Below are 16445 nucleotides of genomic sequence, written 5' to 3' on the forward strand. Positions count from 1 at the left end.
GCGGTGCCTTTTTTATCATTCGATATCCAGCGGATCTTCAGAAAGAATAATCCCGGTATTGTCGGCATAGAGATGGTCGCCGGAGAAGAAGGTGACGCCGCCAAAGTTGACGCGGACATCGCTTTCACCAATGCCTTCGCCAACAGCACCGACCGGAATTGCCGCCATCGCCTGGATGCCGATATCCAGCTCTTCCAGGTCATCTACCTGACGCACCGCGCCGTAAATGACCAGGCCTTCCCATTCATTTTGTACTGCCAGACGCGCCAGTTCAGCATCGACCAGTGCGCGACGAACAGAACCACCGCCATCGACGACAAGAACACGACCACGACCATTCTGTTCGAGCAGATCATACAGCAACCCGTTGTCCTCGAAACATTTTACCGTGATGATTTGTCCGCCAAACGACGCCCGTCCACCAAAGTTGGAGAACAGCGGTTCCACGACGTTGACATCTTCTTGATAGATGTCACAAAGCTCGGAAGTATCGTATTTCATAGGCTTAACATTCAGTTGCTGCGAGAATTTTCAGTATATCGCGCTATGTGGGTTGTTGGCAAAATCATCAATTGTTAATTGATATTTGTCAGTTATGCTGCCCACTGGCTTAGGAATATCCCTAAAACAAACAGCAAGTTAGTCAGTAATGCGCCCTTGACAGTGCGTTCCAGCATTGGTCGCATCGCTACCGGATCCATTTCACGCATCACATAACGAGCCTGTTTCACCAGTAACGGCGTTGCCAGCAGGAACAACCAGCCCCACAGGCTGTGCAGCGAAAAGAGATTAAACAGCGCCAGGCACACCAGTGAGCCGATCAGCAGGCAGGCATGGTAACGACGCGCGTTTACTGCACCTAAGCGCACCACCAGTGTATTTTTGCCATTCTCGCGGTCGCTATTGATATCACGCAGGTTATTAATATTCAGAACCGCTGTTGCCAGCAGGCCACAGGCGGTCGCCGGAAGGATCAATGCCGGAATCAACGTATGCGCCTGCAAATACCAGCTCCCCATCACGCTCAACCAGCCAAAGAAAACCAGTACGGAAATATCACCCAGACCGATATAACCATAAGGGCGATTGCCCACGGTGTAGGTGATTGCGGCGATGATCGACAACCCGCCCAGAATCAGGAAGCCGACAAAATCGGCCAGCGTATGGCACGCCACTGCAACCAGCGCCAGTCCGGAGAGACAGATGAGCACGACGGTAATGATGAGCGCCCGTTTCATCTCTTGCTGGGTAATAACCCCTTTTTGCATACCACGTAGTGGTCCGATACGGTCAGGTTTGTCGCTGCCTTTGACGGCATCGCCGTAATCATTGGCGAGGTTAGAAAGGATCTGTAATAGCCCGGCGGTAATCAGTGCCAGCAGGGCGACCAGCGGATCGAAGTGACCTTGCCACCATGCCAGCGCCGTCCCGACGATAATTGCAGCAAAGGCGAGGGGGAGGGTTTTAGGTCGTAAACTTTCCAGCCACGCCTGAGTTCGGCTAATTTGTTGTTCAGTCATAATACGCGCCAATAAAAATGGGGCCTTTCAGCCCCATCAAACAATGATGAAAATGATTGAACGCGATTATAGGATAAAACGGCTCAGATCTTCATCTGCCACCAACGCATCCAGATGTTTGCTCACATAATCTGCGTCAATGGTGATAGTTTGACCGCTTAAATCGCTGGCGTCGTAGGAAATCTCTTCCATTAAACGCTCCAGAACGGTATGTAAACGGCGTGCACCGATGTTTTCGGTAGATTCGTTCACCTGCCATGCCGCTTCCGCGATACGCTTAATACCGGAATCCGTAAATTCGATATTCACGCCCTCAGTCGCCATCAGTGCTTTGTACTGCACGGTGATAGAGGCATTCGGTTCGGTCAGAATGCGCTCGAAGTCGCTGGTGGTCAGCGCCTGGAGTTCGACGCGGATCGGCAGACGACCTTGCAGTTCCGGGATCAGGTCAGACGGTTTCGCTACCTGGAATGCGCCAGAAGCGATAAACAGAATGTGGTCAGTTTTGACCATCCCGTGTTTGGTAGAAACGGTGCAACCTTCTACCAGTGGCAGCAGGTCACGCTGAACACCTTCACGAGAAACATCCGGACCGGAAGACTCGCCGCGCTTACAGATTTTGTCGATTTCGTCGATAAACACGATCCCGTGCTGTTCAACGGCGTCGATAGCGTCTTGCTTCAGTTCTTCCGGATTCACCAGTTTCGCCGCTTCTTCTTCAATCAGCAGCTTCATGGCGTCTTTGATTTTCAGCTTACGCGCTTTTTGTTTCTGACCGCCCAGGTTCTGGAACATGGATTGCAGCTGGCTGGTCATCTCTTCCATTCCCGGAGGCGCCATAATTTCAACGCCCATCGGTGCTGCGGCAAGATCGATCTCGATTTCTTTGTCATCGAGCTGGCCTTCACGCAGTTTTTTGCGGAATGCCTGACGGGCAGCGGACGGCTCCTGCTGCTGTTCGGTCTGTCCCCAGTTGTTTTTGGCCGGTGGGATCAGCACGTCGAGAATACGTTCTTCTGCCAGTTCTTCAGCGCGATAACGGTTTTTCTCGATAGCTTGTACGCGCACCATTTTCACGGCGGCATCGGTCAGGTCGCGGATAATAGAATCGACTTCTTTACCCACATAACCGACTTCGGTGAATTTGGTCGCTTCAACTTTGATGAACGGCGCGTTAGCCAGTTTTGCCAGACGACGGGCGATTTCAGTTTTACCGACACCGGTCGGGCCGATCATCAGGATATTTTTCGGGGTCACTTCATGGCGCAGCTCTTCGTTGAGCTGCATGCGACGCCAGCGGTTACGCAGAGCAATCGCCACGGAACGCTTGGCGTTGTCCTGGCCGATGATGTGCTTATCCAGTTCGCTGACGATTTCGCGTGGGGTCATTTCAGACATGGGAGATCCTTACGCTTTGTAGCTTAATTCTTCGATGGTGTGGAAATGGTTGGTATAGATGCAAATGTCGCCTGCAATATCCAACGCCTTTTCAGCAATTTCACGGGCGCTAAGTTCAGTGTTTTCTAACAGCGCGCGCGCCGCAGCCTGGGCGTAAGGGCCGCCGGAGCCGATAGCAATAAGATCGTTTTCTGGCTGCACCACGTCACCGTTACCGGTGATGATAAGCGATGCAGTTTCATCCGCGACTGCCAGCAGTGCTTCAAGTTTGCGCAACATGCGATCGGTACGCCAGTCTTTTGCCAGTTCAACGGCCGCTTTAACCAGATGGCCCTGATGCATTTCCAGCTTACGTTCAAACAGTTCGAACAGCGTAAAAGCATCCGCAGTACCGCCCGCAAAGCCCGCAATGACTTTGTCGTTGTACAGACGGCGGACCTTTTTCACGTTGCCTTTCATTACGGTATTGCCCAACGTGGCCTGACCATCACCAGCGATGACCACATGGCCGTTACGGCGTACGCTTACTATAGTTGTCACGAGCTGACCCCTTGGTTACGAATACAGAGTACAAACCCCGTACAAAAGTACGGGGCATAATGCAATTATAGATGGGGGGGATTTTGAGGGTTTCAACCCCCGGCAGCGAGCCGAATGCAGTTTGTATGACCCGCCATCTTCAACCGATTGAGGGTGCTGTCTGCGTTCTCTTTGCCTTTCACCGGGCCAATGACCACACGATTCCAGCCATTGTTGGTGGTAATTTTCGAGTCAAAGCCTTCGAACGCCAGCTGAGCACGTACTGTCTCTGCCTGTTCTGCCCCTCTGAACGAACCGCACTGTACCATCCAGCGGCGTTCATCTTTTTTCTCCGCCGTCGGTTTTGGCGCGTCAGCTGCACGAGCAACTGGCGCAGCTTGCTGCGGCTTCGACTGCGCGGTAGTGTGCGCAGGGGTTTGCAGCAGATCCTGGTACGGCTGCTGAGTAGAAGCCGGTTTTGACTGGCGCGGCTGCGACTGAACCGGCGCGGCTTGCGACGTACGCGTCTGTTGCTGCCAGCTTTGTTCGGTTGTACGTGACTGCTGAGCCAGGCGTTGCTGTTCCGCTAACTGCTGCGCCTGACGCTGGCGTTGTAGCGTTTGCTGGCGCTGTTCTGGCGTTTGCTCATTCCACGGAACTTCAACTAACTGCGTTGGCTGCTGGCGCATATCGGCCTGCATTTGTTCAAGAAGCTGGCGCTGTTCTGGTGTCAGTTGCTCCGGCGTTTTTACTTCACCACCGGCAGAAGGTTCTGTTGGCGCACGCACACCCGGCTGGCGACTTTCCAGCTCTTTAATGTAGCGCCAGCGTTCTTCCGGTTTCGGAGGTAGTCCGTTTCCGGTCACTTTCTGGCTTTGCAGCGTCTCGGACTCTTCTTTCTTGTGATGCGTAATGAAGTACAGACCACCGATAAAGGTCACAAGAACGGCGGCAGCAATAGCGACCATTGCGGGAGAAACCGCAGGCAGATTTCGTTGCTTTTTCCGTGAGGTACTCTTTTTTCGCCGCGAAGGTGCCGGTTGGCTGCGGCGTACATAATCTCGTTGTGCCACTATCGTTTCGCTGTATTTATTCGTTCGTCAGCCCGCCATGTTACTTAAGCGGCGGGCCTTTGACCAGTCACGGAAGCCTTAAAGGTTTACTTTAAGTCAATGTGCGTGTCGATCCCCGGATAATAAGCTCGCAGTCCATTAAACGTGAGCCACTGCCGACCGTTTGCCCCTGCATTTGGTCAAGCAATAACAACATTGCCTCGCGACCAATTTCATAGCGCGGCTGTGCGATGGTTGTCAGTGGCGGATCACAAAATTGCGTCAGGTCGATGTTATCAAAACCGATTATGGAAAGGTCATCAGGAACTTTCAGCCCCTGACGTTTTGCCTGCGAAAGTGCGCCAAGTGCCATCACATCGCTATGACAGAAAACAGCAGTTGGCGGTTGCGGAAGGTCGAGCAACTGCTGCATGGCTTTGCTTCCGGCGTCGAAGGTGAAGTCGCCACGGGCGATGTATTGTGGATCAACCATAATTCCGCAGCGACGCAGAGCCTGAACGTAGCCTTGCAGGCGATAGTGACACAGCGGCATTTCTTCCGGCCCAGCAATACAGCCGATCAATTTATGCCCCTGTTCATACAGGTAATTTACCGCATCAAATGCAGCGGTCAGGTTGTCGATATGAACTGTAGGCAGTTCCAGCTCCGGTGCAAATTCGTTCGCCATCACCATCGGCGGCAGATTACGCTGTTCCTCAATGCTGGCATCAAACGGCAGCCTTGAACCGAGCAGCAACATGCCATCAATTTGCTTAGTGATTATCAAATCGATAAAGGTTTTTTCCTGCTGGTTTTGATGTGCACAGTCGCCAATCAGTACCAGATACCCATGACTTGCTGCCGTAATTTCGATTCCGCGAATAATTTCGCTAAAGAAGGGATCACAGATATTCGGGACAATCACCAGAATGGTGCGGGACTCATTACGCTTGACGTTACGCCCCATCGGCTGCGGTAAATAACCCACATCCCGGGCGGCTTTTTCAACCCGGTTACGAGTCGCCAGGGAGACCTTATCTGGATTCATTAACGCTCGGGAGACGGTTGCCGTAGAGACTTTTGCTTTCAGGGCGACGTCTTTCATGGTTGCGGCAGTTTCCTGCTTCTTCGCTTTCACTCTCACTCCTCGCCTGGCACGTCAGGCGTACTACATCCGTGTTTACTTCACATCGGCAACATTTTTAGCAGATAGCGCGTGAAAACGGTTACAGAATTTTCATGAAAAGTGTGATGAATATTTAATTTTTCGATCCGCCTCGCATCGTTAGCGGTTTAACCCTCAATAGGATCGACATCCAGCACCCATTTCACTTTCCGTGAATCCGGTATTGTATTAATAAGCGCCAGCGTACCGTTAATGATGTGCTGTAAGCGCACGCGGGAAGGATGTTGCAGCAGGATCTGCCAGCGCCAGCGACCGCCACGTTTGGGTGCCAGTGCTGGAACCGGGCCGAGAACCCACAGTTTCTCATCCGCCAGCGGACTGGAGAGGATGAGATTTCGCAACTGTTGCAGGAACAGCGGCGCGTGCTGATTGTTATGATCTTCGGCGCGCACAATCACGTGGCTGGTCCACGGTGGTAGCTGCATCATACGCCGCTCGGCCAGCGCCTGTTCTGCAAAGGCGTCATAGCCTTTATAGAGCAATGTTTGCAAGAGAGGATGTTCCGGATGATGCGTTTGCAGCACCACTTCGCCCTGTTTACCGGCACGCCCCGCACGACCAGCGACCTGGGTGTAAAGCTGGGCGAAACGTTCTGCGGATCGAAAATCGGCAGAAAACAGCGCACCGTCCACGTCCAGTAATGCCACAAGTGTGACATCCGGAAAGTGGTGACCTTTCGCCAGCATTTGCGTGCCAATCAAAATCCGCGCGCCGCCGCGATGTACTTCCGCCAGTTGTTGTTCCAGCGCACCTTTGCGGCTGGTAGTGTCACGATCAATACGTGAAATGGGTACACCAGGGAACATCGGGGCAAGCGTCTGCTCAAGCTGCTCGGTGCCCAGGCCCACCGGCACAAGATGCGTGGAGCCGCAGGAAGGGCACTGGCGCGGCACTGGGCGCTGGCTGTCGCAGTGATGACAGCGCAGATGCTGCTGCGCCTGATGCAATGTGTAGTAGTGATCGCAGCGCGGGCATTCGGCTATCCAGCCACAGTCATGGCACAGCAGCGCAGGCGCAAAACCCCGGCGATTAAGAAAGAGGATAACCTGGTTGTCGGCCTGTAAATGCTGGCGCATACGGCTGATCAACGCCGGAGCCAGCCCCGCTTGCACCTTCTGACCTTTTAAATCCAGCACGTGTTGAATTGCCGGACGCGCATTACCCGCCCGACGGGTCAGGCGCAGCAGGCGGTATTTTTTCTGCTGGACGTTGCATAACGTTTCCAGCGCGGGCGTTGCGGAGCCAAGAATAATCGGGATTTGCTCGCTATGCGCGCGATACACCGCCAGGTCGCGGGCATGGTAGCGCCAGCCTTCCTGCTGTTTGTAGGAACTGTCGTGCTCTTCATCAATGACAATCACGCCGAGATTTTTAAACGGTGTAAACAGCGCGGAGCGGGTGCCAATCACAATCGCCGCCTCGCCATTTTTCGCTTTTAGCCACGCCGAAAGGCGTTCGCTGTCGTTCAGGCCAGAATGCAGAACTTCCACGGGGGCATTAAAGCGTTCACGAAAACGGGCGATAGTTTGCGGTGTCAGGCCGATTTCCGGCACCATTACCAGCGCCTGTTTGCCCTGGGCGAGCACGTTTTCCAGCACGCTTAGATAAACTTCCGTTTTACCGGAGCCGGTGACGCCCGCCAGCAGCCAGGCGGAAAAGGTATCTGCCGCGCTATGGATGGCGCCAACGGCGGTGGCTTGTTCAGTATTCAGTCGCAACCGCTCGCCAGAAACGGCGTAGTTCGTTCGCCAGTCACTAAACTCTGGTGTTTCACTTGCTAAATCACACAGACCTTTTTTGCGCAGTGCCTGTAGCGCGGCATCATTAAATTCGAGAGTGGCAACCTGGTCGCGCCAGATTTTCCCTTGTCGCAATGCCGCCAGTGCCTGTTGTTGCTTTGGCGAACGTTTCAGGCTGTTGATATCTACCGCCTGACCGTGCTCGGTGGCAAACCAGTACCACATGGGCGCGTTCGCTGCAGGTCGCCCCTGGCGCAGTAAAATCGGCAAGGCATGAAACAACACATCGCCAATTGGATGATGATAATAATCCGCCGCCCATAGCAGTAATCGCCAGACGGAGTGAGTAAATACCGGCTCAACGTCCAGCACTTCAACTACCGCTTTTAGCTCGTTGAGCGGCAGCTCGCTGGCATCGCTAACGGACACCACAATCCCGATGCGCTCCTGCTGTTTACCAAACGGCACGCGCACGCGACACCCGGCTTTAACCGTCATGCCTTCAGGCAGCAGATAGTCAAAGGTTCGGGGAAGCGGAACGGGCAAGGCAACGTGAGCAACGGGCATAGCATCATCCTGACTTGAAATTCGGTGGAACAGTATACACATTGCCGTAGAGGAGTGCGGATCAGTTTGCATACGCTGGTTAATTTCTGTATGATTCGGCGCCTTTGATACGAAATGATCGTATTGAAACTATACTTTAAACATCGCGTGGTGTCTGGCGTTAGGGCTGGAAGAGCGACGCGGCCTTAAACCGAGGTTTTCCCATGAAAAAAGATATTCACCCGAAATACGAAGAAATTACTGCTAGCTGCTCTTGCGGTAACGTAATGAAAATCCGCTCCACCGTTGGTCATGACCTGAACCTCGACGTGTGCAGCAAGTGCCACCCGTTCTTCACTGGCAAACAGCGTGATGTTGCTACCGGTGGCCGTGTTGACCGCTTCAACAAGCGTTTCAGCATCCCGGGCAGCAAATAAGACCGGATTTCCGAAAAAAGCGCCGCACGGCGCTTTTTTTGTGCCTGAAAACCTACATTATCAACATAACTCATTGAGTTTGTGTCTTTTTATCTTTCTTCTCATAGCGAAAATCCATTTTATCAATACCGTATTTTTTCATGCGCAAATACAGCTTTTTCCTGGGTATCTGAAAGTAATCGGCAACGTCGTTGATACGACCCTGATGGAAGTTGAGAGCATCAATAATTATTTGTCTTTCATAAGATTCTACGAGTTCATCCAGCGGGGCTGGATCCGTCTCCATCATCTGCAAACTGACCGAATCGTCCAGCATTAAAACGCCGACTGCCACCAGTTCTGCCGCATTCACCAATTCAATAATATTACCAGGCCAGGTACGCGCCATCAGTCGCTTATAAAAAGCTTTTCCCAGCAGTGGCTGCTGGCGATTTAATCGTTTACAGGTGAGGGTCAGATAATGGTGAAAAATAGGTTCAATATCCCCCGGACGCTGGCAGAGTGGTGGGCATTCAATGTGGGTGAGTGAAAAAAGAAAATACAATGCAGGAATAATTTTTTGTGCGGCAGCCAGTTCAGCCAGAGGGCTTTGATTAACAACAATCAGACGAAATGACCGATCCTGGGGTCTTTCCTGGTACTGGATCAAGGCGCGCTGATTTTCTGGCGTTAAATGCTCAAGTTCTTTTAATAACAGCGTGCCACCTTCTGCTTCTTTCACCCATTCTTCCAACGGCTGCTGGCTATTGGCGCTGAGTGTGCGTTCAATTAAAGGTCTTTCCTTGCGAGAACTAAATTGATGAAGATAGTGGGCGGCTAATGTTCTTCCTGTGCCAGGTTCGCCGTAAAAGCAGACGGGAAGATCGGTTTCTGCCAGCGTTTCAAGCTGTTGACGTGTCTGGCGAATCCAACCACTGTTACCGATTAAGTGCCGATTAAACTGAGCGTGTCGCCATTTTTTTTGTTCCAGATAAGCTTCACGTTCAGCCAGTGCTTTTTCGATAAGTGAGAGAAATTGTTCTGGATTGATCGGCTTTTGCAGGAAATCCCACGCTCCCTTTTTTACTGCTTCAACGGCCATGGGGACATCGCCATGCCCGGTGATCATCAGAATGGGAAGATGAGGGTCGATAAGCATTATTTTTTCCAGCAGCGTGATGCCTGAAATATCCGGCATACAAACGTCACACACCACGATGCCTTCCCACGTATTTTGCAGTAATTGTAGAGCCTCAGAAGGGTTGCTACAGGTACATACGACATAACCCTCTTGCTGTAAGAGAGTGCTGTAGGCTAGCAGAACATCATTGTCGTCATCAATTAACAGAATTGTTGGGGTAGTGTCTGTCATGCTTAAAGTTTCCTGAAACGTAGAATAACCAGCGCATGGCGGTCGAGAGTTGACGCGATATATAACTCTCCCTGGCACTGGCGCATAATAGAATGGCTAATCGAAAGGCCAATACCCAAACCTACAGCTTTGTCCGTGGTAAAAGGCGTTAATAGTCGATCAGCCAGATGCACTGGCCAGCCTTTTCCATTATCAGCAATATATAGCGTTACAGTGGAGGCTTCTTCTTCAAAGCTGATGGTTATTGTGGGTGATTGCTCCAGACTGGCTTCCAGGGCATTCGTAAACAAATTAACTAAAACTTGTTGAATCAAGACATCATCACCATAAACGGCAGGGAAATTATCAGGGTAGTGAAGAGAGGCCTTCTGTGATCGATGTTTCAACGCCAGAAGTTCCCAGGACGAATAAATTACCTGCTGTAAATTGATTGCACCGCCAGCCAGTTCACTATCTCGACGGCGGGCGAAGTTGCGCAATCTTTTAACGATGTTATCCATGCGCTCGACTAACGATCGCATAGTAACAATATAATTTTTCACCAAACCAACGTCTTGTTGTTCCAGCGCGCGGTTGGCGCTGAAAAGATACATAGATAAGGCATTAAGTGGTTGATTAATTTCATGTGCCAGTGTTGTCATTGTCTGCCCAACCACGGCCAGTTTTGCAGTTTGGATCAATTCACTTTGCGTTGTACGAAGGTTTTTTTCTGTCGCGATACGCTCGCATATTTCCTGTCCCAGTTGACGTTGCTGTTGATTAATTTTCTCAATGGTCTGGCGGAGCAGGTTGGCAATTCTCCCAAGTTCATCGTTACCGGAGACAGGGATATCAGCATCGAGTTCACCATTGCTTAACTTGACAACGGCATCATTCAGTAACCGAAATCGGCGGATCATTCTGGGACGAATGTAGAGGTAATTTACCAGAATAACGAACAGTAAGGCGGTAACCATAGCTGCCAAAATCAATAGCCCGCTGATTTGCATTATTTTTTCCAATCGTAGATTGAATGTTTGTAATTGTTGATGGCTATTACCTAATTGCGTTTCTAATTGAGCACGTATTTGCGTAAATACACGCTCTTTATCCCCGATAGTACTCATGAGAGTTTGTTGAGCTTGTTGCCAGGCAGCCAGGGTTCCGGGTAGATAATTTTGCTGAGTACCCAGTTCCCACAAGGAATAAACTGTCTGGTGTAATGTGATGGTACTGGAATAAGAAGATAACGACCGCACATTTTCGTCAATGCTGTGTTTCAAAAAATTCAAATACTGAATATGTTGTTTCAACGCGTCTATATCTCTGCTATGCGTGTTAAGCATCTCCTTTAGCGTACTGACGATTTGGGTTTCTATATGTGAAAGTTCGAAAACGAGCTGCAATTCTTTTTGAATAGTTTGCTGAGCATTTTGCAAACTCTGTTTTTCGGGTAGATCTTTTCGTTGGCTGAGTTGATTTAGCAACGACGATTGTTGCCAACTTAAATCCTGGGTAAGTGAGTTGAGTTCATTATTAAAGTCATCATGCAGCCAGTTAACTCTTGAGGATATAACGTCGAGTTTTCCTTTTTCCTGATTGTTGTTGTTTAATGCGTTATCGAGCTTGTTAAGCAGTCTGTCACTACTGGCGACCTGTTGGTTAAGTGCACGTTGATGTACTGAATCAAGATGAGGATTAATGGCCTTAATTTTTTGTAGCCGTTGTTCAATTTGCTTCCTCACCTGAAGACGACTAGCGGTATTGGTTGTCTGTTGTAGCTCATTAAATTCGTTTACCAATGCGGTGAGGTTTTCTTCAAAAAGAAATGAAGCCTGAATCCTCGGGAAATAATCATCAAGCGCGTAGCGAACCTGAGAATTTTGTTCATACCAGGAATAGAGGCTGACTACGCTAACGAATAGCGTAAGAATGGCGCTAAAAACAAAGGCGAGCCGTAAGCTCGTCCCTATAGTATGTAGTTGTTTCACTTTAACGACTCAAGTTGTGTGTTCACCAATTGCTGCTGATGCAGGAAAAACTGCTGCCATGCCATGAGCTGAGCTTCACGAAAGCCTGATTGCAGTTCGAATTGCTGCAGGTACATGGCATTAACGGACTGCTCCGGGGTAACAGGAACTGCTGTTAATAATGCACGCACATCTGGCAATTTACGCTTAAGCCGATGTTCTGCGGCATATAACGATTTCCAGCTGTTTTGAAGTTCGGTAAGGCGAACAGTAATCGCATTATCAAATAACAATTGCACAAGCTTTTGGCGCTGCATAATCAACGGATAATCAAGGGAAGGAGAGGCAAATAATCGCAATTGTTGATCCGCGAGTGGAGTACCGGAGGGTAGCGGATATACCGGATACTTTCCTGAATCAGAATCGCTCAATGCCTGTTGTCCTTCCTGGCTCAACAAAAAATTAATAAAACGCCCCGCCTCCTGTGGGTGTTTACTGCCGTTTGCGATGGCAATAAACATTGGCGCTGCGCGAGAGTTGGGGAAATAACTGAAACGTAAAGTTGAATTATTAAGCAGTACGTTAGCGTAATTGTCGATGACTGGACCAGCGTCACCCAGCCCTGTACTGATCTTATTTGCTACGCCAAAGCTGCGAGATGAAATGGTAGCGAGATTACCGCCTATTTTCAGTAGCGTACCCCAACCATTACTCCATCCTTGTTGTTGCAGGAGATCTTCAATCATCAGATGTGTGGTATCTGAACGTGAAGGGCTGCTCATTAATAGTGTTCCTTGATAACGTGACCTGCTCAATTCCTTCCATGAAGTAGGCACTGGCTCATTTTTATCTTCCAGATGCGCCACATTGATCAGGATGCCATAGCCCGATACCGCAACCGCAACGGTGGTTGAACGAATAGATTCGGGGACTAACTTTCTGCTTGTTTCGATTTGATTATTAAAAGGCTGGAGCAGATTTTTACTTTGCAACCGCTGTAGCAACATGGGGGATGAACTCAGTACCAGATCAATATTTTCACCCAATGGATTTTCTAGCAGGCGCTCAATGGATGCACTGGTTCGGTTAAGCGTTCGGATTTTGGTTGCCAGTGGTTGTTTTTGCCATTGACTAATAATGTGTTCCGTCGCTTCCGAAGAAAGCGTTGTTGCAATCACCAGCTCTTGCGCTGAGGTGACATTGACGCATAAAACCCAACAGATTAATGCTCGTTGTATAATACGAATCATGTCAAAAATCCTATTAACGAGAGAAAAACTCTTACGCTGTAATTCATAGCATTATCCGTTAGCTAATATACATAATGACTGTAAGACGCTGGTGTCAGTATCGGAAATTTCATTAATTCAGATGTAACGAGCGTCACTATATCCGGAAGCGGTTATCAAAAAAAGATCAATATTGCACATCTGAACATGTGTATCTTGCGGAAATAGCGATTGTTACAGCTATTTCCGGTAATTAATTTCGATATTCGTGCTATCGGATTCAGGCCCTGACCGGATTCTATTGTTTCTTTGCACCAGCCTTCAGAAGCCGGAACAATGGCTTTAACTTGAGCGCAAATGTGCTTATCACGAAGGATAACATGAAAATCCTTAATCCCTGCTGGTTGTTGAACGGTGATGAAAATTTTCATGTTGCGTAGCATGATCCTCCAACAGGGTAAAATCGAGTCTCTTCAATGATCACGTATATGGATGCAAAATATGTGACTGACCTCAAAAACTGAAAAAATTAATAAAAGTCATTGTTTTTTTATTGGGGCTGTTGTAACCCGTTAATGCTGAAATAATGGCTTTGTTCTATTTTGAGATATAAAAATGGGAAAGAAATGGAACATGATATTTGTATTTTTGAGTCAGTTTTGACTCATATGCCCTGTATTGTAACTTAAACTCACTTGCTTCACTATCTTTAAAACCAATGAAGCAAGGGCTTTTGCAATACTCTTCAGAGAGTAGCAACTGGCATTGCTGTTTTAAATAACTCTATGAACTGGAAGGTGATATATGCTTTCTCTATTGAAACCTAAAGTGGCAACACATAAGGTTCCTGAAAGTGAAATAAAGAATACGTATAATCGTTATCGTATGCAGGCGCTATTTAGCGTATTTATCGGTTATCTTTCGTATTATATTGTCAGGAATAACTTTGTTCTTTCCACACCTTATTTAAAGCAAGATCTTAATCTGTCTGCGACTCAAATAGGTCTACTTAGCAGTTGTATGCTGATCGCCTACGGTATTAGTAAAGGGGTAATGAGTAGTCTGGCAGATAAAGCGAATCCTAAAGTCTATATGGCTGTGGGTTTGGTTCTTTGTGCTCTCGTTAACGTGGCGCTTGGATTTAGTTTTGCTTTCTGGATGTTTGCGGGACTTGTTGTTTTAAACGGTCTCTTTCAAGGGATGGGGGTTGGTCCTTCGTTTATTACAATAGCCAACTGGTTCCCTCGTAAAGAACGAGGCATCGTCGGTGCGGTCTGGAATATTTCACACAATGTCGGGGGCGGTATTGTTGCTCCGATTGTTGGTGGTGCATTTGCTGTGCTGGGGACTGAACACTGGAAAATAGCAACATATGTTGTTCCAGCGATTGTATCTGTTGTCATTGCTATAGTGGTACTGATGTCAGGTAAAGGTTCGCCCGTAAGTGAAGGTTTGCCGCCATTAAGCGAAATCGTCCTGGACGACGTCAGCATTAAAGCAAAAGATGATCGTGCGCCGGAAGATATGACGGCCTGGCAAATTTTTTGTACCTATGTGCTAAAAAATAAGAACGCATGGTTCGTCTCTTTCGTTGATGTTTTTGTCTATATGGTGCGTTTCGGAATTATCAGTTGGTTGCCTATTTACCTGCTAAGCGTGAAACATTTTACGAAGACTGAAATGAGCACGGCATTTTTAATCTTCGAATGGGCGGCGATTCCAACTACATTATTTGCTGGTTGGTTGAGTGATAAATTATTTCGTGGTCGCCGTATGCCACCCGCTATTATCAGTATGGTATTAATTTTCTTCTGCCTGCTGGGCTACTGGAAAAGTGACTCTCTGCTCTCTATTACCATTTTTGCTGCTTGCGTAGGCTGCCTTATCTATGTACCGCAGTTCTTGGCTTCTGTTCAGACAATGGAAATTGTCCCCAGTTTTGCCGTGGGTTCCGCAGTCGGTTTGCGTGGTTTTATGAGCTATATTCTTGGCGCAACGCTTGGAACAAGTCTGTTTGGTGTTATGGTCGATCAGGTTGGTTGGGATGGCGGTTTTTATCTTCTGCTTGCTGGTGTTATCTGCTGCATTATTTTCTGTACGTTAACGCACTTTGGCGCGATCGCCATGGAACGACAGCGTCAAAATGACGTTGCTGAGTTTTCGCAAGAGCTTCAGAGCAGCAAAAGTTAGATTTGGGGGGGCCAATTATGATGCGATTGGCCCATTACCATGAAAACAGCGGCCATTCTTTAGCAACGGTAGTGAGTTGTGGCGCATCGAAAACGGCCTGAGGTGAAACCACAGTTTCCTCAAGAGGAATATTTTTGCCGTAGCGTTCTTTGAGCTTTGCCTGAACCAGCGGGTTACTAAGATCGAACTCTTTTAGTTTTTGCTGCTCACCCACGCGTATTCCCAGCGCGTTCTGATAAACCTTCCACACCACTTCCGAACAGTACTGGCGATCGTCGCTCCACGAGAAGCTGAAATCGTATGGTTTGCCGAGATAACGTTTTGCCGTTTGCGCCAGTTTTTGTTGCTGTTCGGCGCTGAGTCCGCCTTCAACGCGGCGAACAACGTATTTGCCATTTTCACCGTGGGCGATCCACTGTTTGAGCGGGGTGTATTTCACCGGGCCGACCGCTTCAAAGACGTAGGGCTTTTTGTTACGCATCACCAACATACCGGTGTGGCTGTAATCGGAATGGGTTGCCAGTTGGATTGCTTTACTTTGCGATGAGCGAGAAATTTGAAAGATGATGTCGCCGGTTTGCGGTTGCCAGGCAAGGGCAGGCACAGAAACCAGCAGGCCGGGGAGCAGTAGCCTGTATTTCATAGTTAAACGTCCATGTATAAAAAGCGGTGGGTTAGAGCAGAACCGCTGACAACGTGCTCGTTGTTTATGCCGGATGCGGCGTGAACGCCTTATCCGGCCTACAAGTTCGTGCAAATTCAATAAATTGCAATATGACGTAGGCCTGATAAGCGTAGCGCATCAGGCGATTCCACTCTCCGCGCCGCTCTTTTCCGCTTTAGTATTCCCACGTCTCCGGGTTAATCCCCATCTCACGCATGATCTCTTTTGCCGCTTCCGGGATTTCGTCGCTGCGCTCTTTACGCAGATCGGCATCATCCGGCAGAGGTTGCCCGGTAAAGGCATGCAGAAACGCTTCGCACAGCAGCTCGCTGTTAGTAGCGTGACGCAGGTTGTTCACCTGACGACGCGTGCGTTCATCGGTGAGGATTTTTAACACCTTAAGAGGAATGGAAACCGTAATCTTTTTGACTTGTTCACTCTTCTTACCGTGCTCAGCGTATGGGCTGATATATTCGCCGCTCCATTCAGCCATGAGATACTTAATCCTCTTCGTCAATAAATTGAGACCAGACCGCACAGTTTATAAGGGTACTGGTCATAAACCCGCATAGTTTACCGCACAGGCGCTACCGTGACATCGTGTAATGCGCCTGCCAGCGTGATAATGCATATAATTTTAACGGCAATTTCGGATTTGCTCAATC

The 16445-nt window shown here is 49.0% G+C and carries 14 protein-coding genes; 2 read left to right on the top strand and 12 right to left on the bottom strand.

Going from position 1 to position 16445, the window contains the following annotated elements; genetic code table 11:
* Positions 1-15 precede the first annotated feature (15 nt).
* From rraA to priA, 7 genes are all read right to left on the bottom strand, one after another.
* Positions 16-501 (bottom strand): ribonuclease E activity regulator RraA, encoded by a 486-nt coding sequence (rraA, locus tag A7Z06_RS12240; RefSeq protein ID WP_000872912.1) that lies wholly within the window; start codon positions 499-501, stop codon positions 16-18.
* A 92-nt stretch (positions 502-593) separates the two neighbouring features.
* Positions 594-1520 carry a 1,4-dihydroxy-2-naphthoate polyprenyltransferase gene (gene menA, locus A7Z06_RS12245; protein ID WP_024212602.1) on the bottom strand — a complete coding sequence of 309 codons (927 nt, stop codon included), beginning with the start codon at positions 1518-1520 and terminating at the stop codon, positions 594-596.
* Between the two features lie 66 nt (positions 1521-1586).
* Positions 1587-2918 carry an HslU--HslV peptidase ATPase subunit gene (gene hslU, locus A7Z06_RS12250; protein ID WP_001293348.1) on the bottom strand — a complete coding sequence of 444 codons (1332 nt, stop codon included), beginning with the start codon at positions 2916-2918 and terminating at the stop codon, positions 1587-1589.
* Between the two features lie 9 nt (positions 2919-2927).
* Positions 2928-3458: an ATP-dependent protease subunit HslV gene (gene hslV / locus A7Z06_RS12255; protein WP_000208242.1), complete on the bottom strand. Its 531-nt coding sequence runs from the start codon at positions 3456-3458 to the stop codon at positions 2928-2930.
* A 92-nt stretch (positions 3459-3550) separates the two neighbouring features.
* The gene (gene ftsN, locus A7Z06_RS12260) at positions 3551-4510 is read right to left on the bottom strand and encodes a cell division protein FtsN (RefSeq protein ID WP_000068842.1); all 960 of its coding nucleotides are present in this window, start codon (positions 4508-4510) and stop codon (positions 3551-3553) included.
* Positions 4511-4601: 91 nt separating this feature from the next.
* Entirely contained in the window at positions 4602-5627 is a 1026-nt protein-coding gene (cytR, locus tag A7Z06_RS12265; RefSeq protein ID WP_000644885.1) for a DNA-binding transcriptional regulator CytR, read from the bottom strand.
* A 155-nt stretch (positions 5628-5782) separates the two neighbouring features.
* Positions 5783-7981: a primosomal protein N' gene (priA, locus tag A7Z06_RS12270; RefSeq protein ID WP_032226781.1), complete on the bottom strand. Its 2199-nt coding sequence runs from the start codon at positions 7979-7981 to the stop codon at positions 5783-5785.
* A gap of 203 nt (positions 7982-8184) precedes the next feature.
* Between priA and rpmE the strand changes: the two genes are divergently transcribed.
* Entirely contained in the window at positions 8185-8397 is a 213-nt protein-coding gene (rpmE, locus tag A7Z06_RS12275; protein ID WP_000710770.1) for a 50S ribosomal protein L31, read from the top strand.
* Positions 8398-8467: 70 nt separating this feature from the next.
* On the opposite strand, the gene pgtA is transcribed toward rpmE, so the two are convergent.
* Genes pgtA through A7Z06_RS12290 form a run of 3 tightly spaced genes read right to left on the bottom strand, consistent with a single transcriptional unit; the run spans position 8468 to position 12947 of the window.
* Positions 8468-9748: a two-component system response regulator PgtA gene (gene pgtA / locus A7Z06_RS12280; RefSeq protein WP_000132856.1), complete on the bottom strand. Its 1281-nt coding sequence runs from the start codon at positions 9746-9748 to the stop codon at positions 8468-8470.
* A 2-nt stretch (positions 9749-9750) separates the two neighbouring features.
* The gene (locus A7Z06_RS12285) at positions 9751-11718 is read right to left on the bottom strand and encodes a HAMP domain-containing histidine kinase (RefSeq protein WP_000811381.1); all 1968 of its coding nucleotides are present in this window, start codon (positions 11716-11718) and stop codon (positions 9751-9753) included.
* The gene (locus A7Z06_RS12290; RefSeq protein WP_000619303.1) at positions 11715-12947 is read right to left on the bottom strand and encodes an ABC transporter substrate-binding protein; all 1233 of its coding nucleotides are present in this window, start codon (positions 12945-12947) and stop codon (positions 11715-11717) included. The genes A7Z06_RS12285 and A7Z06_RS12290 overlap by 4 nt, the downstream gene beginning before the upstream one ends.
* Before the next feature lie 783 nt (positions 12948-13730).
* Here A7Z06_RS12290 and pgtP point away from each other — a divergent pair.
* On the top strand, positions 13731-15116 hold the full coding sequence (gene pgtP / locus A7Z06_RS12300; RefSeq protein ID WP_105279440.1) for a phosphoglycerate transporter PgtP: 1386 nt from the start codon (positions 13731-13733) through the stop codon (positions 15114-15116).
* Between the two features lie 34 nt (positions 15117-15150).
* Here the strand turns inward: pgtP and A7Z06_RS12305 are convergent, their stop codons facing one another.
* Both A7Z06_RS12305 and metJ read right to left on the bottom strand, forming a co-directional pair.
* Positions 15151-15759, bottom strand: a complete 609-nt coding sequence (locus A7Z06_RS12305; protein ID WP_000877404.1) for a YiiX family permuted papain-like enzyme — start codon at positions 15757-15759, stop codon at positions 15151-15153.
* A 196-nt stretch (positions 15760-15955) separates the two neighbouring features.
* Positions 15956-16273, bottom strand: coding sequence for a met regulon transcriptional regulator MetJ (metJ, locus tag A7Z06_RS12310; protein WP_000852812.1), 318 nt, complete (start codon positions 16271-16273; stop codon positions 15956-15958).
* Between the last annotated feature and the right edge of the window lie 172 nt (positions 16274-16445).

This window comes from Escherichia sp. MOD1-EC6819 (genome assembly GCF_002965765.1).
Classification (GTDB): domain Bacteria; phylum Pseudomonadota; class Gammaproteobacteria; order Enterobacterales; family Enterobacteriaceae; genus Escherichia; species Escherichia ruysiae.